At 42.8% G+C, this 26909-nt stretch carries 25 protein-coding genes; 9 read left to right on the top strand and 16 right to left on the bottom strand.

Going from position 1 to position 26909, the window contains the following annotated elements; genetic code table 11:
- Positions 1–156: 156 nt before the first annotated feature.
- The 13 genes from fusA to HYN43_RS27235 all read right to left on the bottom strand — a co-directional run bounded on the left by fusA (position 157) and on the right by HYN43_RS27235 (position 13542).
- On the bottom strand, positions 157–2268 hold the full coding sequence (gene fusA, locus HYN43_RS27170; RefSeq protein ID WP_119406998.1) for an elongation factor G: 2112 nt from the start codon (positions 2266–2268) through the stop codon (positions 157–159).
- 188 nt (positions 2269–2456) lie between these two features.
- Positions 2457–2924, bottom strand: a complete 468-nt coding sequence (gene rpsG / locus HYN43_RS27175) for a 30S ribosomal protein S7 (RefSeq protein ID WP_022830654.1) — start codon at positions 2922–2924, stop codon at positions 2457–2459.
- Between the two features lie 19 nt (positions 2925–2943).
- Positions 2944–3357: a 30S ribosomal protein S12 gene (rpsL, locus tag HYN43_RS27180; RefSeq protein WP_073405808.1), complete on the bottom strand. Its 414-nt coding sequence runs from the start codon at positions 3355–3357 to the stop codon at positions 2944–2946.
- 700 nt (positions 3358–4057) lie between these two features.
- Complete coding sequence (locus tag HYN43_RS27190) at positions 4058–4237, bottom strand: hypothetical protein (RefSeq protein ID WP_119407000.1); 180 nt, start codon at positions 4235–4237, stop codon at positions 4058–4060.
- A 103-nt stretch (positions 4238–4340) separates the two neighbouring features.
- Entirely contained in the window at positions 4341–5219 is an 879-nt protein-coding gene (locus HYN43_RS27195) for a PepSY domain-containing protein (RefSeq protein WP_162996651.1), read from the bottom strand.
- 121 nt (positions 5220–5340) lie between these two features.
- Complete coding sequence (locus HYN43_RS27200; RefSeq protein ID WP_119407002.1) at positions 5341–5547, bottom strand: cysteine-rich CWC family protein; 207 nt, start codon at positions 5545–5547, stop codon at positions 5341–5343.
- 216 nt (positions 5548–5763) lie between these two features.
- Positions 5764–8136, bottom strand: a complete 2373-nt coding sequence (locus tag HYN43_RS27205; protein ID WP_119407003.1) for a ribonucleoside-diphosphate reductase subunit alpha — start codon at positions 8134–8136, stop codon at positions 5764–5766.
- A gap of 172 nt (positions 8137–8308) precedes the next feature.
- Positions 8309–9283, bottom strand: coding sequence for a ribonucleoside-diphosphate reductase small subunit (locus tag HYN43_RS27210; RefSeq protein WP_119407004.1), 975 nt, complete (start codon positions 9281–9283; stop codon positions 8309–8311).
- 560 nt (positions 9284–9843) lie between these two features.
- Entirely contained in the window at positions 9844–10215 is a 372-nt protein-coding gene (locus tag HYN43_RS27215) for a methionine-R-sulfoxide reductase (RefSeq protein WP_119407005.1), read from the bottom strand.
- Positions 10216–10566: 351 nt separating this feature from the next.
- Complete coding sequence (locus HYN43_RS27220; protein WP_119407006.1) at positions 10567–11046, bottom strand: SRPBCC family protein; 480 nt, start codon at positions 11044–11046, stop codon at positions 10567–10569.
- Between the two features lie 111 nt (positions 11047–11157).
- Positions 11158–12597: an asparagine--tRNA ligase gene (gene asnS / locus HYN43_RS27225; protein WP_119407007.1), complete on the bottom strand. Its 1440-nt coding sequence runs from the start codon at positions 12595–12597 to the stop codon at positions 11158–11160.
- Positions 12598–12778: 181 nt separating this feature from the next.
- The gene (locus HYN43_RS27230) at positions 12779–12988 is read right to left on the bottom strand and encodes a hypothetical protein (protein WP_119407008.1); all 210 of its coding nucleotides are present in this window, start codon (positions 12986–12988) and stop codon (positions 12779–12781) included.
- A 62-nt stretch (positions 12989–13050) separates the two neighbouring features.
- Positions 13051–13542: a hypothetical protein gene (locus HYN43_RS27235; protein ID WP_119407009.1), complete on the bottom strand. Its 492-nt coding sequence runs from the start codon at positions 13540–13542 to the stop codon at positions 13051–13053.
- Between the two features lie 106 nt (positions 13543–13648).
- Here HYN43_RS27235 and HYN43_RS27240 point away from each other — a divergent pair, with 106 nt between their 5' ends.
- From HYN43_RS27240 to HYN43_RS27260, 5 genes are all read left to right on the top strand, one after another.
- Positions 13649–14518: a DMT family transporter gene (locus HYN43_RS27240; protein ID WP_119407010.1), complete on the top strand. Its 870-nt coding sequence runs from the start codon at positions 13649–13651 to the stop codon at positions 14516–14518.
- Between the two features lie 81 nt (positions 14519–14599).
- The gene (locus tag HYN43_RS27245; RefSeq protein WP_162996652.1) at positions 14600–15016 is read left to right on the top strand and encodes a hypothetical protein; all 417 of its coding nucleotides are present in this window, start codon (positions 14600–14602) and stop codon (positions 15014–15016) included.
- A 92-nt stretch (positions 15017–15108) separates the two neighbouring features.
- Entirely contained in the window at positions 15109–17052 is a 1944-nt protein-coding gene (gene dnaG / locus HYN43_RS27250; RefSeq protein ID WP_119407012.1) for a DNA primase, read from the top strand.
- Complete coding sequence (locus HYN43_RS27255; RefSeq protein ID WP_119407013.1) at positions 17052–17420, top strand: YraN family protein; 369 nt, start codon at positions 17052–17054, stop codon at positions 17418–17420. Before dnaG ends, HYN43_RS27255 begins: the two co-directional genes overlap by 1 nt.
- A 4-nt stretch (positions 17421–17424) precedes the next feature.
- Positions 17425–18501, top strand: a complete 1077-nt coding sequence (locus tag HYN43_RS27260; RefSeq protein WP_119407014.1) for a glutaminyl-peptide cyclotransferase — start codon at positions 17425–17427, stop codon at positions 18499–18501.
- A gap of 316 nt (positions 18502–18817) precedes the next feature.
- On the opposite strand, the gene pgi is transcribed toward HYN43_RS27260, so the two are convergent.
- A complete protein-coding gene (gene pgi / locus HYN43_RS27265; protein WP_119407015.1) occupies positions 18818–20464 on the bottom strand; it encodes a glucose-6-phosphate isomerase in 1647 nt (548 codons plus the stop codon).
- A 253-nt stretch (positions 20465–20717) separates the two neighbouring features.
- Between pgi and HYN43_RS27270 the strand changes: the two genes are divergently transcribed.
- The 4 genes from HYN43_RS27270 to HYN43_RS27285 all read left to right on the top strand — a co-directional run bounded on the left by HYN43_RS27270 (position 20718) and on the right by HYN43_RS27285 (position 24097).
- Positions 20718–21155 (top strand): hypothetical protein, encoded by a 438-nt coding sequence (locus HYN43_RS27270; protein WP_119407016.1) that lies wholly within the window; start codon positions 20718–20720, stop codon positions 21153–21155.
- A gap of 108 nt (positions 21156–21263) precedes the next feature.
- Positions 21264–22356, top strand: a protein-coding gene (prfB, locus tag HYN43_RS27275) for a peptide chain release factor 2 (RefSeq protein WP_119407017.1) whose coding sequence is annotated in 2 segments (ribosomal slippage) — positions 21264–21323 and positions 21325–22356 — 1092 coding nt in all. Because the reading frame shifts where the segments join, the coding sequence is not laid out codon by codon here.
- 292 nt (positions 22357–22648) lie between these two features.
- Complete coding sequence (locus tag HYN43_RS27280) at positions 22649–23563, top strand: alpha/beta hydrolase (RefSeq protein ID WP_119409149.1); 915 nt, start codon at positions 22649–22651, stop codon at positions 23561–23563.
- A 102-nt stretch (positions 23564–23665) separates the two neighbouring features.
- On the top strand, positions 23666–24097 hold the full coding sequence (locus HYN43_RS27285) for a hypothetical protein (protein WP_162996653.1): 432 nt from the start codon (positions 23666–23668) through the stop codon (positions 24095–24097).
- Positions 24098–24597: 500 nt separating this feature from the next.
- On the opposite strand, the gene HYN43_RS27290 is transcribed toward HYN43_RS27285, so the two are convergent.
- Positions 24598–25275: a LytR/AlgR family response regulator transcription factor gene (locus tag HYN43_RS27290; protein WP_245447039.1), complete on the bottom strand. Its 678-nt coding sequence runs from the start codon at positions 25273–25275 to the stop codon at positions 24598–24600.
- A 3-nt stretch (positions 25276–25278) separates the two neighbouring features.
- Entirely contained in the window at positions 25279–26808 is a 1530-nt protein-coding gene (locus tag HYN43_RS27295; RefSeq protein WP_205589834.1) for a sensor histidine kinase, read from the bottom strand.
- Positions 26809–26909: the final 101 nt, after the last annotated feature.

Below are 26909 nucleotides of genomic sequence, written 5' to 3' on the forward strand. Positions count from 1 at the left end.
GTGATTTCACTGATTAAGGTGATTTCACCGATTTGATTTTGACCAAACCATAAGAGCTATTTATTATGGCCGGTCGGGTTATTGTTAATTAAATTACTGAGTTAGCTATTAGTTTTTAATTCACTAAATCACTAACTCAATAATTCAAAATTAAATTTAGTCGATAGCAACTTGTTTGCGGCCTTTTGATTTGGCTACAACTTCGTCTTGTACGTTACGAGGTGCTTCTGCGTAATGATCAAACTCCATAGTTGAAGTTGCACGGCCCGAAGTGATAGTACGTAATTGAGTTACGTAACCAAACATTTCAGAAAGTGGTACCATTGCTTTAATTACCTGCGAACCATTACGGGTGTCCATACCTTGCAGCTGGCCACGACGACGGTTCATGTCACCGATAACGTCACCCATGTTTTCTTCAGGGGTTAAGATCTCGATTTTCATGATTGGCTCTAATAATACCGGTTTACATTTTGGCAACGCTTCACGGTAAGCTGAACGACCGGCGATCTCGAATGATAACGCGTCCGAATCGACTGCGTGGAATGAACCATCAATCAAACGAACTTTTAAGCTGGTAAGCGGGAAGCCTGCAAGTACACCATTGTCCATAGCCGATTTAAAGCCTTTTTCAACAGATGGGATAAACTCACGTGGGATAGCACCACCAACAATCTCGTTAACAAACTGTAAGCCTTCTTTATTATCGTCGGCCGGAGAAATGATAACCTGGATATCAGCGAATTTACCACGACCACCAGTTTGTTTTTTGTAGGTTTCGCGGTGTTGAACTGTACCGGTGATAGCCTCTTTGTAAGCTACCTGCGGAGCACCCTGGTTAACTTCCACTTTAAACTCACGTTTTAAGCGGTCCATCAAAATATCAAGGTGTAACTCTCCCATACCAGAGATAACTGTTTGACCAGTATCCTGATCTGTTTGTACGCGGAAAGTTGGATCCTCTTCTGCCAGTTTACCTAAAGCGATACCTAATTTATCAACGTCGGCCTGAGTTTTAGGCTCAATCGCCAAGCCGATAACCGGCTCAGGGAATACCATCGACTCAAGTACCAACTGGTTTTTCTCGTCGCAAAGGGTATCACCTGTTTTGATATCTTTAAAGCCTACTACCGCAGCAATATCACCTGCACCTACATTAGGGATAGGGTTTTGCTTGTTAGCATGCATCTGGAAGATACGGCTGATACGTTCTTTGCTTTCTGAACGCATGTTATACACGTACGAACCTGCATCAAGGTTACCAGAGTAAACGCGGATGAAGCACAAACGACCTACGAATGGATCGGTAGCAATTTTAAATGCCAATGCTGCAAATGGTTCTTTCACATCTGGTTTAACCAAAACCTCGGCACCGGTATCAGGGTTAGTACCAACAACACCTTTTGAATCCAAAGGTGAAGGCATTAACTCCATTACATAGTCAAGCATGGTTTGTACACCTTTGTTTTTGAAAGATGAACCGCAAGTCATCGGAACGATTTTACCGGCTAATGTAGCCTGACGTAAAGCGTCTAATACTTCACGCTCGGTGATGGTAGAAGGATCGTCGAAGAATTTCTCCATTAACGAGTCGTCAAACTCGGCAACAGCTTCTAACAATTTCTCTCTCCACTCAGTAGCTTCGTCAAGCATATCGGCCGGAATTGGCACTTCGGTAAAGGTCATACCTTTATCGTGCTCATTCCAAACAATACCACGGAAGTTGATCAAATCAACCACACCTTTAAACTGGTCTTCAGCACCGATAGGTAACTGCAATGGGATAGCAACGCTGCCCAGCATTTCTTTAACCTGTTTTACCACGTTAAGGAAATCGGCACCAGAGCGGTCCATTTTGTTAACGAAACCAATACGCGGAACGTTGTAGTTGTTAGCCAAACGCCAGTTAGTTTCTGACTGAGGCTCAACACCGTCAACCGCGCTGAATAAGAACACCAAACCGTCAAGTACACGTAATGAACGGTTTACCTCTACGGTAAAGTCCACGTGACCAGGGGTATCAATGATGTTCATATGATAGTTGTGGTTACGGTATTTCCAGTTTACGGTTGTTGCAGCCGAAGTGATGGTGATACCACGCTCTTGCTCCTGGGCCATCCAGTCCATAGTAGCGGCACCTTCGTGTACCTCACCAATTTTGTGGCTTACACCAGCATAGTAAAGGATACGCTCGGTAGTGGTAGTTTTACCAGCATCAATGTGAGCGGCAATACCAATATTTCTTGTATATTTTAGATCTCTTGACATAATATCAAATGTTGAATTATTGAATTAGTGAATTAGTGATTGAATAAATTAGGATCATCTCCCGGTATAAACTCAACTATAATTCAATCCTTTATTTTATTTTTTATGGGATGAATTGCCGAAATAATGAATTATTGATTAGTAAAATGTTACCAAATCAATAATTCACTAATTCAGTTATTCACTAATTAAAATCTGAAGTGTGAGAACGCTTTGTTAGCCTCAGCCATTTTGTGCGTATCTTCTTTCTTCTTAACAGCGGCACCTTCGCCTTTAGCTGCTGAGATGATCTCGCCGGCTAATTTCTCCATCATGGTTTTTTCACCACGACGACGAGCATAGCTGATCAGCCATTTCATACCCAAAGCTATTTTACGCTCCGGACGAACCTCTGTAGGTACCTGGAAGTTAGCACCACCTACACGGCGGCTTTTTACTTCAACAGCAGGCATTACATTGTTCAAAGCTTTTTTCCAGGTTTCTAAGCCGTTTTCGCTTGTTTTTTTCTCAACAATTTCAACAGCGTTGTAAAAAATTGAGTACGCGGTAGATTTTTTACCATCATACATCATGTTATTTACAAACCTTGTTACCAAAGTATCATTGAACTTTGGATCAGGAAGGATAATTCTCTTTTTTGGTTTTGACTTTCTCATTGCTTTCTATCCTCCTTAATTATTTCTTTTTACCTTTTGTTGGCGCTGCTGCTACCTGGCCTGGTTTAGGACGTTTGGTACCATATTTTGAACGACGTTGGTTACGGCCAGCTACACCTGATGTATCCAGTGCACCACGGATGATGTGGTAACGTACACCTGGTAAGTCTTTAACACGACCACCACGGATCAAAACGATAGAGTGCTCCTGTAAGTTGTGACCTTCACCCGGGATGTAAGCGTTTACTTCTTTACCGTTGGTTAAGCGCACACGGGCAACTTTACGCATTGCTGAGTTTGGTTTTTTAGGGGTAGTGGTGTACACACGGGTGCACACGCCTCTTCGCTGTGGACAGCTGTCCAACGCTGGCGACTTACTCTTGTCAACCAGAGCTACTCTACCTTTTCTAACTAATTGCTGAATAGTAGGCATTTCTTGCTTTTTTGTCTAATTATTTTATCCCGCATTTCGGGACTGCAAAAGTAAGAACATTATTTTTGATTTTCAAGTAGTTGTGTGAAAGTTTTTTTGGAGGGGGAGAGGTATTATAGTAGGGTCTAACCCGGACGTCATTGCGAGGCACGAAGCAATCCCCGATTAGCAGAGCCGTTTTGCAAGTCCCTCTGTATAGTTTGGGATTGCTTCGTGCCTCGCAATGACGGCTTTTGATATAATCAGCTCGGAAGTAATCACCGGAATCATAATTAGTCAACGGCTTACAATAATGGCAATGCCTGTGGCCCGGGCTGTGCGCTCATACTGCACCGGCATTAGCCACAAGGCCGGTATCCGCTCCCATCCTATTGCAAATTTCGTTGTTATTGATGTTTGTGCTTATAAACCAATGCACCAAAAAGGGCCGGTTACCGATGTGACCTGGTTTAGGATACAGCGGGCCGGCCCAGTACTTTTATCAATAGTTTTAGTTAAGAGAAAGCGGTGTTGCTGATCAAATCTATAACTTAATAATTAATAAACAAAATTAAATTCTGTTTTTATTTTTTTTAAGATATTTAATTTGTTTTATGTTGATTTGACGGATAAGAATTGAGTTTAAACAAAAAGAGCGCCGGTAAAACCAGGCGCCCTCTTTCATCCCTCACTCAATAAAACTACTTATGGAAAACTTAAATTAATAACCTCTGTCGTGATAATGGCCATGATCTTCACCATTGTGATAACCATTATTGTATCCGTTATTATACCCGTTACGGTACCTGTGGTGGCGGCCGTAATCTTCACGTACTACACAGCCTGATATTGATATTACTGTTGATATTAATAGTGCCAAAGCAACAAATTTCCTTTTCATGGCGTAAATTCTTTAATCCATCATCTGTATTGAAGATGTACATTTATATGACTGATGGAAATGGAAAAGGATTAATGGGAAGTTGAAAATGTACAATGATCGATCAATACATCACTATTTTATTGACCTTCGTTTTACTAATAATCTTGCCCGAATGTGCATTTATCAAAAGGGTGGAGATAGCGGTCGAATCAGCAGGGCCTGGATCCATGCGTTCGAGTTTCCATAAAATTGATCCCTCTGTTGTGGAATATTGCATTCGTGCATCAGCATCCCCAAAGTTTTCTTTTTTTGCGATGTTCTTCGCCTGTTCCTGGCTGATGATTTTCGCTTTAGCCGGGGTGTGTTTAATGTCTGGCAGTTCAACTATACCTATAAGCTTGCCTTGCTGATTAAGCTTCAGGCTAAAACTGTAAAGGTTTTTATTAGCAACGCTATCCCAAACCATAAAACATAAGGAATAAGCAGGGGGGATCCATCCATTTTCCTTAGCCTTGGGGTTTCGGTCGTAAAATTTTTTAAGGTCGAGTATTTGGCCGCCGTTTAGTACTAAATTTTTATAATAGGTGAGGCCAACTCTGTTTATTAATAAGCTTTTGGTTTTTGCCTGTATAGATTTTGGCAGGTCTGTTATGCTATACGGCTCGAGCGGATGATAGCCTCCATATAATACTTCGCCACAGGTAAAATCTGTAGATGTTTTTGAAGGTGATACCTTGATCACGGGTATTGAATTTTTGATACCGGTAATATCAAACAAGCCAGGCTTTACGAAGTTATTGGATCGATTTCCGATTTCTACCTGGTAGGTAGCTGTTGAATCATAATTGAGTACAGTAAAAGTTCCTATTCCTTCGGCATCGGTATGCGCTCCATCAACGTATTCGTCGGCGTTTTTTAATACAGTACACCATTTCGACGCCATCGGCTGCCCGGTTTCTGCATTTAACATTTTGAACTGAAAAGTTCGTCTGGTTGGCATGGTTTGAGCGGATGCCAATAATGATAAGTTTATAAAAATGTATAATAACATGCATTTCATAGATACAGTTAATATACGATTTAAAGAAAAAGGTATTTGTAAAAATATGTTTCGGATTTTATCAAACCAACCCCATACTCTCCCTATACTCCTGCTGAATAACCAGTAAACAATTAGCACATAAACAACCATCATACAACTCACTCACATACTGCACCTCGTTAATAGTAAGTTGCACCGTACTGCACTGGCACTTGGTGAATGAATTGGCTTTACATTCAAAAGGCGTTTGGCAGCGTTCGCAACGGATGATCTCGTGTTTGGTCATTTGTGTTTGTTGGTTAATGGCCTATGGTTCATAGATCATGGATAGGCAAAAATAGATAATGGCACCGTCAATTATAAAATGTGAGTGTCATAAATGAAGCCTCGCGTGACTATGATCTATGAACCATCATCTATGAACTAAAAAAGCCCACAAACCGAAGTTCATGGGCTTTGAAAATTATCCGGACTTTCCGACTTCGAACTTCCGACTTAAAACTTACGCAGAGCAAGTCACGCAGCCTTCTTCCATCGAGCAGGTTGGACCTGCAGGAATTTCGTCGGCAACGGCATCAACAACGGCCGGGATAACCGGATCCATGTTTTTACCGCCCTGGTTTTCAACTGTAAATTTAACCGCTTGCGATGCTGCTTGTGTACGCAGGTAGTACATACCTGTTTTCAGGCCTTTTTTCCATGCGTAGAAGTGCATTGAAGTTAACTTCGAAGCGTTTGGCGAGTTGATGAACAGGTTTAACGATTGCGACTGGCAAATGTATGCGCCCCTGTCGGCAGCCATATCAATAATGCTACGCATTTTGATCTCCCAAACAGTTTTGTACAATGCTTTGATATCAGCAGGGATCTCAGGAATTTCCTGGATCGAACCGTTAGCGCTGATGATCTTATCTTTCATGCCGGTGCTCCACAAGCCAAGGTTAACCAAATCGCGCAGTAAGTATTTGTTTACTACGATGAACTCACCGCTTAATACACGACGGGTGTAAATGTTTGAAGTGTATGGCTCAAAACACTCGTTGTTACCCAAAATTTGTGAAGTAGAAGCAGTTGGCATAGGTGCAACCAACAATGAGTTACGTACGCCATGGTTCATTACATCTAAACGCAGGTTTTCCCAATCCCAACGGCCGCTTTCTGGTTTAACACCCCACAAATCGAACTGGAATTTACCTTGCGATAGTGGCGAACCTTTGAAAGTTTCGTAAGCGCCATCTTTGATAGCCATATCTTTCGAAGCTGTCATAGCCGCGAAGTAGATGGTTTCGAAGATCTCGATGTTCAGTTTTTTAGCTTCATCACTTTCAAACGGCATACGCAGCTGGATGAAAGTATCGGCCAAACCTTGTACACCTAAACCGATAGGGCGGTGACGCAGGTTTGAATATTCGGCTTCTTTAACCGGGTAGTAGTTACCATCAATAATCCTGTTCAGGTTCACGGTTGCCTGGTAAGTTACTTCGTAAAGTTTATCATGATCAAAAGTGCCGTTATTGATGTAGCGTGGCAATGCTAATGAAGCCAGGTTACAAACAGCTACCTCGTTTGCATCGGTGTACTCGATGATCTCGGTGCAAAGGTTTGAGCTTTTAATGGTACCCAGGTTTTGCTGGTTCGATTTACCGTTGGCTGCATCCTTATATAATAAGTATGGAGTACCGGTTTCAACCTGTGCATCTAACACCGCGAACCAAAGTTCCTGTGCTTTTACTGTACGGCGTTGACGGCCTTCTTTTTCGTATTTAACGTAAAGTTCTTCAAATTCTTTACCCCAGCAATCGGCCAGGCCTGGTGCTTCGTGCGGGCAGAATAAGCTCCAATCTTCATTGGCTTCAACGCGTTGCATAAACAGGTCTGATACCCAAAGGGCATAGAACAAATCACGGGCGCGCATTTCTTCTTTACCGTGGTTTTTACGCAGATCCAAAAATTCGAAGATATCTGCATGCCATGGCTCTAAGTATACAGCGAAAGCGCCTTTACGCTTGCCACCGCCCTGGTCAACATAACGTGCGGTATCGTTAAATACACGCAACATCGGGATGATACCATTGCTGGTACCGTTGGTGCCGCTGATGTATGAACCTGTAGCCCTTACATTGTGGATGCTTAAACCAATACCACCGGCGCTTTGCGAAATTTTGGCGGTTTGTTTCAGTGTATCATAAATACCTTCAATGCTGTCATCTTTCATGGTTAACAAAAAGCATGATGACATTTGTGGTTTTGGTGTACCGGCATTAAATAATGTAGGTGTAGCGTGAGTAAACCAACGCTCGCTCATTAAATGGTATGTTTTAATGGCGCTCTCGATATCGTTTTTGTGGATCCCTACCGATACGCGCATGAACAAATGCTGAGGGCGCTCGGCAATTTTACCATCAATTTTTAACAGGTACGATTTTTCGAGGGTTTTGAAACCGAAATAATCGAAACCAAAATCACGATCGTAAATAATGGTACTGTCTAACAGCTCGGCATTTTCCTGAATCACTTCCCATACATCATCGGCAATAAGCGATGCATCTTTGCCGGTTTTCTTGTCAACGTACTCATGCAGGAGGCGCATTGTTTCAGAAAACGATTTGATGGTGTTTTTGTGCAGGTTTGATACCGCAATGCGCGACGCTAATAAAGCGTAGTCCGGGTGTTTGGTGGTTAATGAAGCGGCGGTTTCGGCAGCCAGGTTATCCAGCTCGGAGGTGGTTACGCCATCAAATAAACCTTCAATTACTTTTTTAGCTACATCAATCGGGTCGACTAATTGAAACCCGTAGCACAGTTTTTCAATACGTGCTGTGATCTTGTCAAATTTTACGGACTCTCTTCTACCGTCTCTTTTTACTACGAACATTTTCCCCCTCCTTGCCCCGTTAAAAGCGAAGCTTTTTTAAGTTAATATTATTGTGATTTGATTGTTTTAAACCTTGATTCTCTTGATTTGAGGATTAACATGAAATTGGCGCAACTAACTAATCTCTGATCTCCAACCTCTAATCTCTCTCATCAACCTCTGATCTCTAACACTAAAAATCATCATCCAACGAGAAGCTTTTGCTCTCGGCAGATGCATTTAGTACACCGCTTTTTTGATAATCGCCTACGCGTTTTTCAAAGAAGTTGGTTTTGCCTTGTAAGGAGATCATCTCCATAAAATCGAACGGGTTGGTTGCATTATAAAATTTAGCGTAACCCAGTTCGCTTAACCATCTGTCGGCCACAAACTCAATGTACTGGCTCATCAGTTTGGCGTTCATGCCTATCAGGTTAACCGGCAGGGCCTCGGTGATAAATTCTTTTTCGATTTCTACCGCGTCGGTAATGATTTTGGTAACCTGCTCCTGTGGCAATTTGTTTTCGAGCATGCTATATAATAAGCAGGCAAATTCACAGTGCGAACCTTCATCGCGCGAGATTAACTCGTTGCTGAATGTTAAGCCCGGCATCAGGCCGCGTTTTTTAAGCCAGAAGATAGAGCAGAAACTACCCGAAAAGAAGATACCTTCAACCGCGGCGAAAGCAACCAAACGCTCGGCAAAGTTGCCGTTGTTGATCCATTTCAACGCCCACTCGGCTTTTTTGCCTACACATGGTACCGTTTCAATAGCATGGAAAAGACGGTCTTTTTCGGCCGAATCTTTTACATAGGTGTCTATCAGCAGGGCATAGGTTTCCGAGTGGATGTTTTCCATCATGATCTGGAAACCGTAGAAGCAACGTGCTTCGGGCAACTGCACTTCGCTCATGAAATTTACTGCCAGGTTTTCGTTTACGATACCATCGCTGGCGGCAAAAAAAGCAAGTACATGCGAGATAAAATGTTTCTCGCCCGAATTAAGGCTTTCCCAATGTTTGATATCGTCCGACAGGTCGATCTCTTCGGCAGTCCAGAAGCTGGCTTCCGCTTTTTTGTACATCTCCCAAATTGCGGGATACTTGATGGGAAGGATAACAAAACGGTCCTTGTTTTCCCGTAGCAATAATTCGTTTTCCAAACTCATAGACGTTTACCTTTTTTTATTTTTTCCTTCAGTTGAGGTGTTCAGACACGAAAGCGGGCCTTATTTTTCAATAAAGCCTTACAATTTGTTGCCATCGGATTGCTCCTTAGCAATTGTTTTGTGTAACTCTCTGACAGCCAGTAGTTTAATTAGGGATTGACGAGTGCGTCGGGCTGTCGGCTGAATGCCTTTTTATTACCTTGTACAGCAAAGTTAATGTTTGGGTTGTGATGTTGTAAACGATAGTTTTTCACAAACCCCCGAGTTATCAACACTTCGGCGCTCAGAATTATCAACACTAAAAATTAATCAACTTGAAAACAGTTAATTAAAATGTGGATAGGAAAATAATGGCCTAAAGACTTGCGGATTACAATAATTTAACATTATAAATTACTTGACTTAACACCGACAATTATTACCAATAACGCAATGCTTTTGCTTTAAACCAGTATCAAAATGGAAACGGGTGCTTCAAACTCCCTGTTGATGAACAATGTGGAAAACAAAAACGCCCGCAGGCGATGAACCTGGGGGCGTACTCCTTAAAGTTTTACGATTTATTTCGCGTCTTCTACCGGAACAAATTTCATCGATACTGAGTTGACACAATGGCGGGTATTTTTAGGGGTCATGTACTCGCCCTCAAACACGTGGCCCAGGTGGGCACCGCAGTTGGCACACAGGATTTCAACCCTACGGCCATCGGCATCAACCTCGCGGCGAACCGCGCCCGGAATTTCATCGTCAAAACTTGGCCAGCCGCAAAATGATTCGAACTTATCTTCTGATCGGTAAAGCGGTGCATCGCAGCGTTTGCAAACGTACAGGCCTTGTGCTTTGTTATTGAGCAATGAGCCGGTGAATGGGCGCTCGGTGCCTTTGTATAATATTACCCTTTCTTCTTCGGGCGTTAATTGATTGTATTGCATGCTAATTAGTGATTTATTGAATTAGTGAGTTAGTGAATTTTGGATGTTTCACTATATAAAGATACGACAAATTGAGGCGATATAATGTTTACGGGGATGATGTTGACAACGGTTTGACGGGAGGGGGAGATGTGCGGATAGATATAATCCACATAGTTGTAGGTGAATCAAGGTGGGGGCATCTGAAAGAAATAGGACATCTTCATCTTGTCATGCTGAGGAACGAAGCATCTTCTTCGCCCTGTATAGCCGCCATGCAAGTAGTAGAAGATGCTTCGTTCCTCAGCATGACAACGTGTTTTTAAATATTGTCATAGGTTAGCACTAAGCAATCGGGATTTAGAGAGTTATTTAAAAATCTGTAATTGATGGAGTTTTGGCGGCTTCAGCATATTGTTTAATCACCTCATTCCGCTTCAGCAACAACCTCGTCATATAATTCGATAAAAAAAGCTTATTTACCACTTCTCCCCAAATCCCGCCCGGCGATTCGAAAGTGAATATATCCCTCATCATGGTTTGATTAAGGATGGGATAAAAATAATGCTCGTGCGTAAAGCTTTTAAATGCACCCTCAACCATAATATCTGTAAAATGATGAGGATATTCCAGCTCGGTGATTTTTGAGGTGAGGTTTTGCCACACGCCAAAATGTTTGGCGCGCCAGGTTACAGTTTCGCCTAATTCTATCAGGCCGCCGGTGCGCCCGGCAATGGCCTGCTCGCCGGTATGTTTGGTTGATTCTATGTGTATATCAATATTACGGGCGATATCGAAAACTTTCTCAACCGGGGCATTAATATGGGTGGCAAGTAAGATCTGCGAAGGCATGGCTGTAGATAGATGTAAAAAAAATAGGCTGTTGTATAACAACAGCCTAAATATAATACTACGCCTTGCAAAAAATCAGCGTAATCATAAAAATCAAAAAACAATCAACGGTTAAAATTCCGCGTTTTTAGGGAACCTTGGGAAAGGGATCACGTCGCGGATGTTACCCATGCCGGTAACAAACAGTACCAAACGCTCAAATCCTAAACCAAAACCCGCGTGTGGGCATGAGCCGAAACGGCGGGTATCCAGGTACCACCAAAGCTCTTCGGTAGGGATGCCCATTTCGTTCATGCGTTGCTCCAGTTTATCCAGGCGTTCTTCACGCTGCGAACCGCCTACAATTTCGCCAATGCCAGGGAACAGGATATCCATGGCGCGTACGGTTTTGCCGTCATCGTTCTGGCGCATGTAAAAGGCTTTGATCTCTTTAGGATAATCTGTAAGGATTACCGGCTTTTTAAAGTGTTTTTCAACCAGGTAACGTTCGTGCTCGCTTTGCAGATCGGTGCCCCAGCCTTCAACCGGATAAACAAACTTTTTCTTTTTGTTCGGGGTCGATTCTTTTAATATATCGATAGCCTCGGTATAAGTAAGGCGCTCAAAATCGTTGGTTAAACAAAATTGTAGTTTTTCTAACAGCGTCATTTCTGATCGCTCGTTTTGCGGTTTTGTTTTTTCCTCTTCCAGCAAACGCTGGGTTAAAAATTCGATATCATCAGCGTTTTTATCCAACGCGTATTTGATTACGTATTTCAACATGTCCTCGGCAAGGTCCATGTTGTCAACCAAATCGTTAAAGGCAACTTCGGGCTCAATCATCCAAAACTCGGCCAGGTGGCGGGTAGTGTTAGAATTTTCGGCACGGAATGTAGGGCCGAAAGTATAAATATCGCTCAGGGCCATAGCACCAAGCTCGCCTTCCAACTGCCCGGATACGGTTAAGTTGGTTGGGCGACCAAAAAAGTCTTCCTTAAAGTCGATCTCACCGGTATCAGTTTTCGGGATGTTATCCAGATCGAAGTTAGTTACGTGGAAAGTTTCGCCCGCACCTTCCGCATCCGAAGCGGTGATGATAGGCGTGTGCAGGTAAACAAAGCCCCGCTCCTGGAAAAACTGGTGTACCGCGAATGCCAGGCTGTTACGCACCCTGAAAATGGCACCAAATGTATTTGTGCGAAAACGCAAGTGCGCTTTTTCCCGTAAAAACTCAAGGCTTGGCCTGTTTTTTAATTGGAGAGGATAGGTTTCCGGATCGCAATCTCCCAGTATCTCAATTTCATTTGCAACAACCTCAACCGTTTGGCCTTTACCTAACGATGCGATCAGTTTACCCTGAACGCTAAGCGCGGCACCAACGGTAATGCGTTTAAGCAAAGCCGGATCGGTGTTTTCAAAGTCAACTACAATCTGAATGTTATTATTAGTTGAGCCATCATTCAAAGCAATAAAACGATTTGAACGGAATGCACGCACCCATCCTTTTACGGTTACATCAATTTCGGTTTGCTGGCTTTGCAGCAATGCTTTGATCTTAGTTCGCTGGCTCATAATGTGTAATTATGTATTTATAAAAATTTAGAGCCGCAAAAATACAATTAATTATGTAACCGCTATTTACAGGAGTGGTAAAAAAGAGGAGCTGTTGTATCGGAAGATTTAGGTAAGAGGAAGAAAGAAGAGGGTCTGAAACAAAACAACCTGCCGGTCGGGGCAGGTTGTAAACAATTTTTTAACGCAACCAGATGGTGTCCCTTGAAGTTTTAGCCGGGGTTGGGGCAGTTTTTGGTGCCAACCAGATGGTATCTTTACCTTTGCTCACGGCATTGATAGTAGTGCTTTTTGTTGAAACGCTATCTTTTTTAGGTGCCACATTGTTTTTCTCACAGCCCGCAAATAACAAAAATGCTACCGCGGCCATCGCTAATAAGGTTTTTTTCATATTAAATACGGTTTACAACTATTACGAATAATAGCTGGAATTGGTTTCAAAGTTAACATAAATTATTGATTTAAAGTAGCTTTAAATTTGCCTTCACTCATAATAATCTTATCAGGGTGCAAATTGTTTGCATTATCGCTTATTTTTACAAATCTGAGGTCGAAAAATCCCTGTAAAATTCTGCCGCTCTGGTTGTAAGCTATTATAGTTACGTTGTTAACATGGGTAGGGTCGGGCTTATAAACGGCCGAGGGCGCTCCTGCTTTGCTAATGCCGTAATAGTTTTCATTTGCCCTGAGCGAGTAATAGCCCAGGCCGTCAAAAACTATCTTAAAATTCATTGTTTCTTCCTCACCGCCTGTGTTGCTTTTTGCCGATATAGTGATGGTATCACCCAGCAGGTTTGAGCCGGAGGGATCTGCTTCCCATTTTACGCCGTTTTTTTGTGCCAGCATAAAATCGGGCGCCACCGGAATATCGCAGCACTCTTTTTTTTTGCAGGTTACAAAAAACAAAACAATCATAGTGGCGCACACAATCCGGATAGGTTTCATTTTAATAGCAGGTTAAAATTGTACAGGAAATATAAAGGTATTTAAAAGTAAGGCATATTAAACAGGCTTTCAGTAAGTTTGCGGGCTTATTGATATTTACTGCCCTATGAACCCCAGGTTAAGCCTCATTATTGGCATTTTATGCATTTCCTTCTCGCCTATATTTGTTAAGCTGGCCGGTGTATCGCCAATTGGCTCGGCATTTTACAGGGTTTTTGTAGCCTGGGTATGCCTGGTGCCTTATTGCATTTTTAAAAGAAAACTGAAGATTGATAAAAGGCAACTCCTTATTTCTGTAGCAGCCGGTATGGTTTTCGCACTTGATATTGCAGTCTGGAATATTTCACTGCTAAAAATCAGCGCCACAGTTTCAACCCTTATTGCCAACCTGGCCCCGGTATGGGTGGGCCTGTTGAGTTTTTTGCTGTTCAGAAAAGCATCGGGCAGGTTGTTTTGGATAGGCACTATTATTGCCGTTGCCGGCATGGTGATCCTGGTGGGCTACCAGCATATTTTACACCTCGAATTAAACACCGGCATATTACTGGCTGTGCTGGCCAGCTTTTTTTATGCCACCTATATCATGATTACCAAAAATATAATGGCTGGTATTGATGTGTTTACCTTTATGTTTTACAGTATGCTGAGCGCCAGTGTTTTTTTACTGCTGATAAACGGGTATATGCACAATAATATTACCCATCTTTCATTAAAAGTATGGTTGTGTTTTATTGGGATGGGATTGATTTGCCAACTGGCCGGATGGATTACCATTAATTATTCTTTAAGATATCTTGAATCTACCAGGGTATCTATCGCCTTACTTAGCCAAACTGTATTTGCAGGTTTGCTTGCTGCTTTTTTGCTTGATGAACGCCTGGGGTTTAATGAGATATTAGGTAGTGTTATTGTTTTAGGAGGCATAGCGGTAACATTTTTAAAGCCCCGCGGCCGAAAAGAAGATGTTATGGCTTAATTTTTCCGCAAAATGAACCTATACCCTTATCAGAATTTTAATATTATCAGTCCGCTTCGGCCGGAAGAAGCAGAAGTCTGCTTGTATAACCTCGCTGCCCCCGATTTTACCAATCCTAAAAATATAAGATACCCGAATTATAACGGTATAGTAGCTAATGGAAGGCTTGAGATTGAGAAAACAAGGGAAGGCAAGAGAGGGCCAATGATAAGTTTAAAGGGGAACATTCTTACAATCAACGAAGGAAGTAAGACAGCCATAAAAGTATCTCCAGCCGGATGGAGCGCATTGTCTGTTTTTTTATTTCTTTTGCTCGAGTTTATGCTTACTTACATGGTATTTGCGGGTGAAGGTAAAGGGATTACTTTTTGGATACCTATTGTTGTTGGCCTGTTTGGATATTTCCTGCTAATAGTATTTGTAAAATACGAAACCGGAATATATCGCAGGATTTTACTCAAAACACTAAACGGCAGGCTTGCCTCAAAAGAGGAGTGAATTTTAAACCACTCGTTATCAAACAAAACCGTATTTTAACGTTTTCGAATTTAGAGCGAGGGATGATCTTTGCCTACATTTGCACTTAACTCATGATCCAAAAATCCACTATCGACCGTATTATGGAAGCCATCGACATTGTTGAGGTGATAGGGGAATTTGTGCAGTTAAAAAAGCGCGGAGCAAATTATGTAGGCCTCTCGCCATTCGCCAACGAGCGTACACCATCGTTTACGGTATCGCCTGCCAAAGGTATTTTTAAAGATTTCTCTACAGGTAAAGGCGGTTCGGCAGTTACTTTTTTGATGGAGCTTGAAAAATTCAGCTACCCGGAAGCGCTAAAATGGCTTGCCAAAAAATACGGCATCGAGGTAGAGGAAACAGTTGAAGCTCCCGAAAACCGGGAAGAAGAATTGCATCGTGAAGGTCTCATGATCGTTACGGCATTTGCTGCCAAATACTTTCATGAAGCCATGCTGAATACCGAAGAGGGACAAAGCATAGGCCTGAGTTATTTTAAGGAACGGGGCTTTAATGCCGAAACGATTAAAAAGTTTGAGTTAGGCTACTCGCCCGATCAATGGGAGGCCTTTACCGGTTCGGCCATAAATCAGGGCTATAAAGAACAATTTCTGGTAGAGAGCGGCCTCTCGGTAAAGCGCGATAACGGTTCGCTGTTCGATAGGTATCGCGGCCGGGTAATGTTCCCTATTCATAGTTTTACGGGCCGGGTAATCGGTTTTGGCGGCCGTACGCTAAAAAAAGATAAAAACGTAGCCAAATACGTTAACTCGCCCGAGTCGGAAATCTACCATAAATCAAACATCCTTTACGGGCTTTACTTTGCCAAGAAAGCTATCCGCGAGCAGGATAACTGTTATTTGGTTGAGGGTTATGCCGATGTGCTTTCGGTGCACCAGGCCGGGGTTGAAAACGTGGTGGCTTCATCAGGTACATCGCTCACTACCGAGCAGATTAAACTGATTGCCCGCTTTACCAAAAATATCACCATTTTATATGATGGCGATGCGGCGGGGATTAAGGCATCCCTTCGCGGCCTGGATATGATTTTAGAGGCCGGGCTAAATGTAAAGGTAGTATCCTTTCCGGATGGGCACGACCCGGATTCGTTTGTGCAATCCAAAGGATCGAATGCGTTTAAAAAGCACATCGACGAAAACAAAAAAGATTTTATTCTTTATAAAACCCAGATCCTGCTTAAAGAGGTTGGCAACGACCCCATAAAGAAAGCTGATGTGATCAGGGAGATTGTGGAAAGCATTGCCAAAATTCCTGATAGCATTAAAGCTTCGGTATTTATAAAGGAGTGCAGCAGTTTATTGCAGATAGATGAGCGGGCGCTGCTATCGGAGCTGAATAAGATGCGCACGGCCAAGGCAAAAAAGGATGAGCAACAAAGGCAACAGCAAAGCAGTCGCTTTGAAGAAATGCCCGACGAGCCGCATTTTTTTGACGAACCGGTTGAGCTTAACACACCTGCTGTAAAAGATGAAAGCCACCAGGAGAAAGAAATTATTCGTTTGCTGTTGCTTTACGGTAGCCGGATGATTGATTGGGATGGCATTGCCAATACTTACATAGGCCCGTTCATGATAGCCGAGCTAAGCGATGTTACCTTCGAGCACCCGGTTTGCAGGCAGTTTGCCGAGATTTACCGTACGCAGGTAGAGAATGGCGAATTGCCCGAGGATTCGTTCTTTATCCATCATCCTGATAAAAACATTGTCGATCTGGCGGTGAACATGTTAGCAACCCGATATCAGTTAAGCGATAACTGGTACGAAATGCATAAAATTACCGTGCACGATGAGCAGGTAAATATGAAAGCCACCATTCTTGGTGCCATCTTTCATCTAAAAAAACACAAGGTGGGTAAAATATTGGATGATCTGCGCTCGCAACTGCAAAAAGCAGATAATGAGGCCGACCAGGAAATACTGCTTAACCAGTATGTGAAGATGAAAAAAGTTGAAAAATCCATTTCTGATTTCCTTGGTTCGGTAATTATTAAATAATGGCCAAACACCTGCAATTGGGCCGCGATGGCGAAGTACTGGCAAAAGCCCACCTCGAAAAAAACGGCTACGAAATTCTTGACGAGAACTGGACTTTTGGAAAAGCCGAGATAGATATCATTGCTTATAAACACAAGGTTATTATATTTACCGAAGTAAAAACCCGTACAGGCAACAGCTTTGGCGAACCCGAGGATTTTGTTGATAACCGCAAGCAAAGGCTGCTGGCCGATGCCGCCGATGAATACATTTACCTCATGAACCATCAGGGCGAAGTGCGCTTTGATATCATTGCTATTTTGTTTGATAAAACGGGCAATTACATACTAAACCATATTGAAGATGCGTTTTGGCCTTCGGCCACATAACATTATGAATAACAAGATAAAGCTATTTTTTACCGCCCTTGCCCTAACGGCTTTCGGTTACGGCTGTAAGCACAATCCCGATACATCAGCCAACGATTATTCGATAACCCCCGAAGCAGGAACCACTTACAAAGCCGGCGATAAAATCGACATCAAAGTTGGATACCCGAAAGACAGTAAAAAAGTAGACTCGGTGGTGTATCTGCTGGATTCGGCCAGGATCACTACGAGTAAAGATACCGCCGTCGTTAGTCTTAAAACGGATAGCATTGGTTTAGGCATCAGGATAATTACAGCCAAGGTATACGCTGCCGGCACCAGCAACGAGGTATCAACCAATATCCTGTTACTGGCAGCCAAAGCTCCCGCAAGGTACACTTACAAGGTTGAAAAAACTTTTCCGCATGATACCGCCGCCTATACTGAAGGACTGCAGTATGTTGACGGCATTTTGTACGAAAGCCTTGGCGATTATGAACATTCATCTATCCGCAAGGTTGATTTGAACACCGGCAAAGTTTTGCAGGAAACCAAACTGGACGGCAAATACTTTGGCGAAGGCTTATCGGTAGTGGGCGACAAGGTAGTTCAGCTTACCTGGAAAGAGAAGGTTGGTTTTGTGTACGATAAAAATACGCTCAAACTGCTAAACAACTTTTCCAACAATATTGGCCCCGAAGGCTGGGGAATGTGTTATGATGGTACTAAACTATACATGGACGATAGCACCAACCGCATCTGGTTTTTAGATAAAAACGATTATCACCAGATTGGTCATATCGATGTTTGTGATGATAAACAGCAGATTGATTCGATTAACGAACTGGAATACATCAACGGTAAAATTTACGCCAACGTTTATCAAACCGATAATATCCTGGTAATAAATCCCAAAACCGGTGCCGTTGAGCAGGTGATTGATATGAAGGAGATTTACCCGGTGGCCGGCCGTCCGCAGGATAGGGATTGGAATAATAACGTGTTGAATGGTATTGCGTGGGATGCTAAAGGCCAGCGATTGTTTGTAACCGGAAAAAAATGGCCGCATTTGTACCAGGTGAAGTTTGTACCGGTCCCTTAAGCGCCCTAACCCCATGAAGGGGGAACTATGGTTCGAAAAAAAAATGTATAACAGAAACGCCCGGATTTCCGGGCGTTTCTGTTATACAGTAGTACGCCCCTTTAGGGCATAATCATAAATTAAAAAATCAAGCTTTTAAGCTCCCCTCTTGAGAGGGGGCGCGGTGGGAAAGAGCGAGCGCAGGGGTGTGTTATACAAGCGATGAACCTCGCGCAGAATAACACACCCCTCCACCCCTCTCAAGAGGGGAATCGCACAATTCCGCCGCTTTTTGCTTAGGTTGACGGCTATGCCCTTCAGGGGGCCGCGGGGGCGATTACCTCCAGGCTTTATATTGATTAATCAAACCATTGGTTGATGAATCATGGCTGCTGATCTCAGCATCATCTTTCAACTCAGGCAAAATTTTACCCGCAAGCTGTTTACCAAGCTCAACTCCCCACTGGTCAAAGCTGTAAATATTCCAGATTATACCCTGGGTGAAGATCTTGTGCTCATACGCCGCAATTAACGCGCCTAATGTATAAGGTGTGATCTTTTTAATCAGGAACGAGTTTGTTGGGCGGTTACCTTCAAATACTTTAAATGGCGCGATCTTGGCAATTTCTTCGTCCGATTTACCGGCAGCTTTCAACTCTTCAATAACCACTTCTTCGGTTTTACCGTTCATCAAAGCTTCTGTTTGGGCAAAGAAATTTGATAACAGCATATTGTGGTGCTCGCCCAACGGATTGTGTGATTGTGCAGGAGCGATAAAATCGGCAGGGATTAATTTTGTGCCCTGGTGAATTAACTGGTAAAACGCGTGCTGGCCATTGGTGCCGGGCTCGCCCCAGATAATCGGGCCGGTTGAGTAATCAACATCTTTACCGTTGCGGTCAACGTGTTTACCATTACTTTCCATATCACCCTGCTGGAAGTATGCCGAGAAACGGTGCAGGTACTGATCGTAAGGCAAAATTACATTGGTTTCAGCCTCGAAGAAGTTGTTGTACCAGATGCCTAACAAGCCCATAATAACCGGGATGTTCTGGTCAAATTCGGCAGTTTTAAAGTGGTTATCAGTGGCGTGCGCACCGGCAAGCAAATCGGCAAAGTTTTCAAAGCCAATGCTCAGGGCAATTGACAAGCCGATAGCGCTCCATAAAGAATAACGGCCGCCTACCCAATCCCAAAACTCAAACATGTTTTTGGTATCTATACCAAATTTTTCAACCGCGGCAGCGTTGGTTGAAAGGGCCGCGAAGTGCTTAGCCACATCAGCCTCGGTAGCACCGCTGGCCAAAAACCAATCGCGGGCGCTGTGGGCATTACCCATGGTTTCCTGCGTGGTGAAAGTTTTTGAAGCTACCAGGAATAAAGTAGTTTCAGGGTCAACCGATTTAAGGGTTTCAACAATATGAGTACCATCCACGTTGGATACGAAGTGGAGGTTCAAATGATTTTTATAAGCTTTCAAAGCTTCGGTAACCATTACCGGGCCCAGGTCCGAACCGCCGATGCCGATGTTCACCACATCGGTGATTGCTTTGCCGGTATAGCCTTTCCATTCGCCGCTGATGATGGCTTCACTGAAAGCTTTCATCTGATCAAGCACTTTATTTACATCGGGCATAACATCTTTGCCATCAACATAAATAGGTGTGTTGCTGCGGTTACGCAAAGCGATGTGCAGCACCGGGCGGCCTTCGGTTACATTGATTTTTTCGCCGCTGTACATGGCTTCAATCGCCTCTTTTAACGAACATTCTTTAGCCAGCTGGATCAGTAAAGCAAGGGTTTCGTCGTTGATACGGTTTTTTGAATAATCTAACAGGATATCCTCAAACTGGATAGAAAATTTATTAAAGCGCTGATCATCAGCATCGAATAGTTCTTTAAGGCTTTTTGATACGATGGAGATGTAATGATCTGTAAGGTATTTATACGCCTGGGTTGTTGTAAAATCGGTAGTTGGCAGCATAATTGTGTTGTTTTTTAACAAAAGTAAAAAGTTAATTGTAAGGTAGCTGTTAAATAAAATAATAGTCTGGCATAGTGTTGGTTAAACACCGTACGGATAGTGTTTGTTTTACACCTAAAAATTATGAGAATTACAAAAGAATTACAAAATAATTTAGGAATTTAAAATTTTTATTTATCATATTTGTATCGATGATAATCAAATGAGGTATTTATCATCAATATGTCAATTTACTTTAAAAACACGTACTGCTATGTTTGAAAAACTGTTTTTGCTTGTAAAAGATAACGCCGGGATGGCTGTTATCAACAACCCGATAATTCCGGCAAAACACCACGATGCGGTAATCAATGAAGCTTCAAGTTCTATCATCGAAGTTTTAAAGGGCCAGTTAGAGAGTGGTAAAGTAAAAGAATTGATCAAGTATTTTCAGTTTTCGGGTAGTTACAATAATTCATTAGTATCAAGCATCACCAACAGCTTTGCAAACAAATTGAATACTTTTTATAGTATCGATCCGGCTAATGCTTTAGCTACCGCAAAAGCATTGATCCCTACCGTAATGAATGAGTTGGTTAAAGAAACCAAAAGCGGCGAGGCTAAAGAGTTTGCTTTAGGCGCTATGCTTACCAAGCTTAACGGTAACCGTACGGATTTAAATCCGCTTGTAAAAAACCTGATGGTTGCTTAACAATATTATATTATTACATCTACCTACCGGAAAGGCCTGCAGATTGTTAATCAATTTGCAGGTCTTTTTTTTATTTAGGGCGATTTTCAAATTGCATATATTTGCTGCATGACTAAAGAACAGGTTCAGGATTTAAGGGATAGAGTAACTTCCCTGAGGAGGCATCTTTGACATTGATAAGAAGCTCGAATTACTACACGAAGAACAGGAAATAACCATCGGTCCGCATTTTTGGGATCACCCTAAAGAGGCCGAGAAAGTGCTGGCATCCATCAAAACAAAAAAAGTTTGGACAGATGCCTTTCAAAAAGTAGTATCGGTAGTTGACGATGCCGTGGTGATGTTTGAATTTTACCAGGGCGGCGATGCCACCGAGGCCGAAATGCAGGAGCAGTTTAATATCGCCATAAAAGCGGTTGAAGAGCTTGAATTTAAAAACATGCTCTCGGCCGAAGAGGATCAGTTGAACGCCGTATTACAGATCACTGCCGGTGCCGGTGGTACCGAAAGCTGCGACTGGGCCGGTATGCTGATGCGTATGTATATTATGTGGGGCGAAAAAAACGGTTACAAAGTAACCGAGCAGGATTACCAGGAAGGTGATGTTGCCGGTGTTAAAACCGTTACCCTACAGCTGGAAGGTGAATTTGCCTATGGCTATCTTAAAGGCGAAAATGGGGTGCACCGCCTGGTGCGTGTATCGCCGTTTGATGCCAATGCAAAACGCCATACCTCATTTGCATCGGTATATGTTTACCCCTTGGTTGACGATACTATCGAGATTGAGGTTAACCCGGCCGATATCGAATTTGAAACCTTCCGCTCGGGCGGTGCAGGTGGACAGAACGTGAACAAGGTTGAAACCGCAGTACGTTTATATCACAAACCATCGGGCATTATCATCAAAAACCAGGAATCGCGCTCGCAATTACAGAATAAAGATAATGCTATTCGCTTGCTGAAATCGCAGTTGTATGAAATTGAGATGCGTAAGCGTATGGAACTCACCAACGCCATTGAAGGCAATAAAAAGAAAATTGAATGGGGATCGCAAATCCGGAACTACGTGCTGCACCCGTACAAACTGGTGAAAGACCTGCGTACCGATCATGAAACATCGAATGCGGCTGCCGTACTTGATGGTGATCTGGATGATTTTCTGAAAGCTTACCTGATGGAGTTTGGCGGGCCGAAGAGTTAAAACCAACACTCGTCATTGAGAGGTACGAAGCAATCGCGGACTATACAGGGCGGACCTGCCTACTTGCGATTGCTTCGTTCCTTATAATGACGTAATCGTAAATGTCTGATTATCAAATATGTTTTTTTACACGTCATCACGTTTTTTTTCAGGGTTTTCCCTGATGGATACTCGCAATGACGAACTTTATAGAATGTAATTTAAAAAACGGAGTTATCAGAAATGATACTCCGTTTTTTGTTTTAGGCAGATTAATTGTATTTTGTACACATCCAATTTGCCTTAAATGATTATGAAAACTATTTTATCAGCCCTTGTTTTGACTATTACAATCCTATCTGCCTGCGCACAGGAAAAATCTATGCCGCTGTATCCGAAAGGTATACCTAATTCAAAAAAAGCTCCGACAGCTTATGTTGAAAAAACGAATAACGGAAGCTGGATAACAATGGTGACTGAACCGACACTGACACCCTACCTACCCGAAAAAGGGAAAGCCAATGGTGCCGCAATTGTTGTATGCCCTGGCGGTGGTTATTCGGGCCTGGCATCAGATCATGAAGGCAGGGCTGTGGCTAAAGCCTTTGCCGATATTGGTGTTACAGCTTTTGTATTAAAATACCGTTTGCCCAGCGATGATATCATGGCCGATAAATCCATCGGTCCGTTGCAGGATGCGCAGATGGCAATTTACACTGTACGTAAAAATGCCGCTCAATGGGGTGTTAATCCATCCAAAATAGGTATCATCGGTTTTTCGGCAGGTGGGCACCTGGCATCTACCGAAGGAACACATTTTGATAAGCCGTTAATCGAGGATAAAGAAAACATCAGCGTTCGCCCAGATTTTATGATGCTGATCTACCCGGTAATTTCATTTGGCGAATATGCTCACGTTGGCTCGAGGGAAAACCTGATAGGTAAAACGCCTTCGGCAGCGCAGGTTGATCTGTACTCGAACGAGAAACAGGTTACTGCCAACACCCCGCCAACTTTTTTAATCCATGCCGAAGATGATAACGTGGTGCCGGTGCAAAACAGTTTGCTGTTTTATGATGCCCTGCTCAAAAATAAAGTAAAGGCCGAAATGCACCTTTTTCAGGAAGGCGGTCACGGTTTTGGTATGAACAATCCTAAAAACAAAGGCAAATGGTTTGAATGGGCTGCTTCGTGGCTGGACGAGAACGGATTTTTGAGCGGTAAATAAACATGTAAAACCAATTTCTTTTACACGGAAAAACCGTTGTTTGATTTTGTTGTTGAGGTAAACAGTCTTTTTATAAAGTTTACCTTAACAACAGATCATTTTATGTTGAAGAAAATATTGCTGGCGGCGCTGATTACCATAGGGGCCGCTTTTAATTGCTTAGCCCAATCTATCAATTATAAAAACGTATCGAACAAGGATCTAACCTACGTTTTAAATAACCTGCAAAAGCGCTACGTATATACCGATCATAAAACCCTGAACATAGCAGTGTACCTGGTGGCCGATCAGCAGGGCGATCCGGATGCGCCTGCCGATTGTAAAAGTCCCGAATCTATCTATGTTGCTGTATCGGAAGTTAATAAACCCGATCCGGAGCAGCACGTCTATAAACTAAACCCTGTTTGCGATCCGAAGTTTATCAACTGGATCAAATCAAAAAAAATGTATAAGATCGCTTTCAGCTACGGCGCGGCTGTGAAACGGAAAACCGCTACGGTTGGTATAATGCTGAAGAAATTGGTGGTGGAGTAAGGGATGCCCGTAAGGCCGTGTTCCATCATAAGCGTTCGGAAGAAATAAAAAAGCGGTGGCTCGTGCGATTCCCTTACACGGGGAGGGTGTAGGGAGGGGTTTCTCCTACATGCTTATTAACTAAACAGGCGTATAAAACCCTCCCTGCCACCACACATACAACTGCACCCCTCCCCCAAATTTAAGTGTATCCATAAAACAGCATTGGTGAAATTGAATAGCAACTTGAGTTGAACCCCTCTGGGGTTCGGAAGGAGCGTAGCGTGTTTTTTCTACAAACCTTTACCCCCTCTGGGGGATTTTGATAATTTGTCAATCTTTTTGTTTCTTTTATAGCACCATGATAGGTGCACCGGAGGTGCAAAAGGTTTGTAGTAATATCAAATTACCCATATTTATTGCACCAGAGGTGCAAAACAAGGCATTTAACAGGTCCGATTTTTATGGGTAAACTTAAACCCCAAAGAGGGAATTTAAAAGTCTCACTTTGGATTCAAGGCTTATTTTATCATTCCCAAATTCTGCACATATGCCCCACCCACAGGCAGCACAAAGCCATTAACGGTTAGCTGGTGCCGTTCTACCTTATCAACTTTGTTAATGGCCGCTATAAATGAGCGGTGGATGCGTACAAATTTATCGGCAGGCAGCAGGGCTTCCACCTCGGTAATCGTCATCCGGGTTATTACGGTATTATCCTTTAAAATAAAATTAACGTAGTTGCCCGTAGCTTCCAGGTGACAGATCTCATCAAAACTAACCCGTACCTGTTCATAACCGGTTTTTAAAAACACATAATCCTTAACCTCGGCAGTGTTCCTGAAATTGTAAAGCTCATAGGCTTTGTTGCAGGCTTTCATAAAGCGGGTAAGCGCGAAAGGTTTCAGCAGGTAGTCAACCGCATCAAGTTCAAAACTGGTTACCGCATGCTCGGTATAAGCCGTTGTGAAAATTACCAGTGGTTTTTTATTAAGGCAGGTTAAAAGGTCGATGCCCGAAATATCGGGCATCTTGATATCTAAAAACAGCAGATCGATAGGCTGGCGTTGCAGGTACTCCATCGCTTTAAATGCATCGGTAAACTCAGCCTTCAAATCAACAAAAGGTACTTTTGCTGCATGGGCACGCACCACATCAAGTGCTATGGGTTCGTCATCAATGGCAATGGCTGTTATCAATGCTTATTTAAGTTGGATGGTTAAATGTATAAAAAAATCTTTAGCGCTTTCGCGGATCACCAACTCGTGCTTGTTGGGGTATAACAGAATGAGGCGTTGTTTTACGTTTTCCAAACCAATGCCTTTGTTATATTTTTCGGTATCGTTAAGCACCTTGGGGTGGATGCTGTTATGCACATCAAAGTAAAGCGTATTATCCTTTGTTTGCAGGCTGATATTGATATGCGAAGGCTCGCGAAGGCTGATACCATGTTTAAAAGCGTTTTCAATAAATGGGATCAGCAACATGGGTGCTATCTGCAAGCCATCCAAATGCTCTTCTATCTGCAAAACAATCACAATATCGGGCGAGGTTTGCACACGCAGCTTTTGCAGGGCGATATAGTTATTCAGGTAGTCGATCTCGCGCACCAGCAGTATTTTCTCCTGCATGTTTTCCTGCAGCATAAAGCGCATCATATCACCCAGGCGCTGGATGCCTTCGGCGGTACGCTCTGAATTTTCCTGCAAGGCTGTGCCATAAAGCGTATTAAGCGCATTGAACAAAAAATGCGGATTGATTTGCGAACGGAGAAAATCCAGATCGGCGGTAGAGCGGCCGAGGGCGGTTTTAAGGTAAGTGATTTCCTGGTTGCCTGCCAGCATCCGTTTATAAACTATCCAGGCAAAAGGGGCAGTCAGTAAAATTTGAGCACCGCTGTTAAACCCAAATACAATAAATACCGCTTCGCTGTGTTCAAATATCAGGTTGGTAATAAATCCTATCGGCAGGCCGATAATAATCATTATACCAGCCACCTTCAGTAAGTAAATAAATATGCCCTTGTTTTGAGCCAGGGTTTGAGGTATTAAACTATAAAATGATAAGGCATAAATGCCGATGGCTGTTGGCGCGGTAATAACAAAGCAGGTAATAAGTTCGACCGGGAAATCGCTAAGGGTCATCAAAAAGGTAACAATCATGACAACCACAATGGCAATAATGCAATTCCGGGTTAGGATGCGGTATTTGGCCTGAATTTTATCAACGTTACCAAGCAGATACTGCGCCGAGTATTTGATGGCACTATAAAAGGTAAGCATCATCATTACCCACAGCGCATAAATAACGTTTAGCTTAAAAACAAGGTTGTACACATAATCGGCAGTTTTATGATAAAAAAGATAGCCTTTAAGCCAGGTATCGGTAATGCCGAACAATCCCCAGAAAAATGCCAGCAGCATCAGGCCTAAAATAACATTCCAAACTACCCGGCGTTTTTCGGCAAGGGCCGGTACAATTACAAAATTCCAGAATAAAAAGCCACCATAGTAACCGGTATACCTGAATACCTGCGGAAAGAAGTAATATTTGGAATAGGAGTAATGCAGGTGATAATTATTGAACATATACCGGTATGGAGTCCAGATCTCGGTATCGCCGCTATTGGCTACTTTGGCCAGTAACAACATTAGCCCAAAAGCATAAACGGTGCTTGCGGCCCAGAATTCAATTTTTTTCAGGTCGAGGTTTTTTTTCAGTAACTCAGTCATATTGATTTTTAATTATGCCGCAAGGTATAATGCACAATACTACTGAATAAATAAATGGGATGAAACTGCCTCTCTGTGTGATAGGTTTAGTTTTTAGTGAC

The organism is Mucilaginibacter celer (assembly GCF_003576455.2).
In the GTDB taxonomy this organism is placed as follows: Bacteria; Bacteroidota; Bacteroidia; order Sphingobacteriales; family Sphingobacteriaceae; genus Mucilaginibacter; species Mucilaginibacter celer.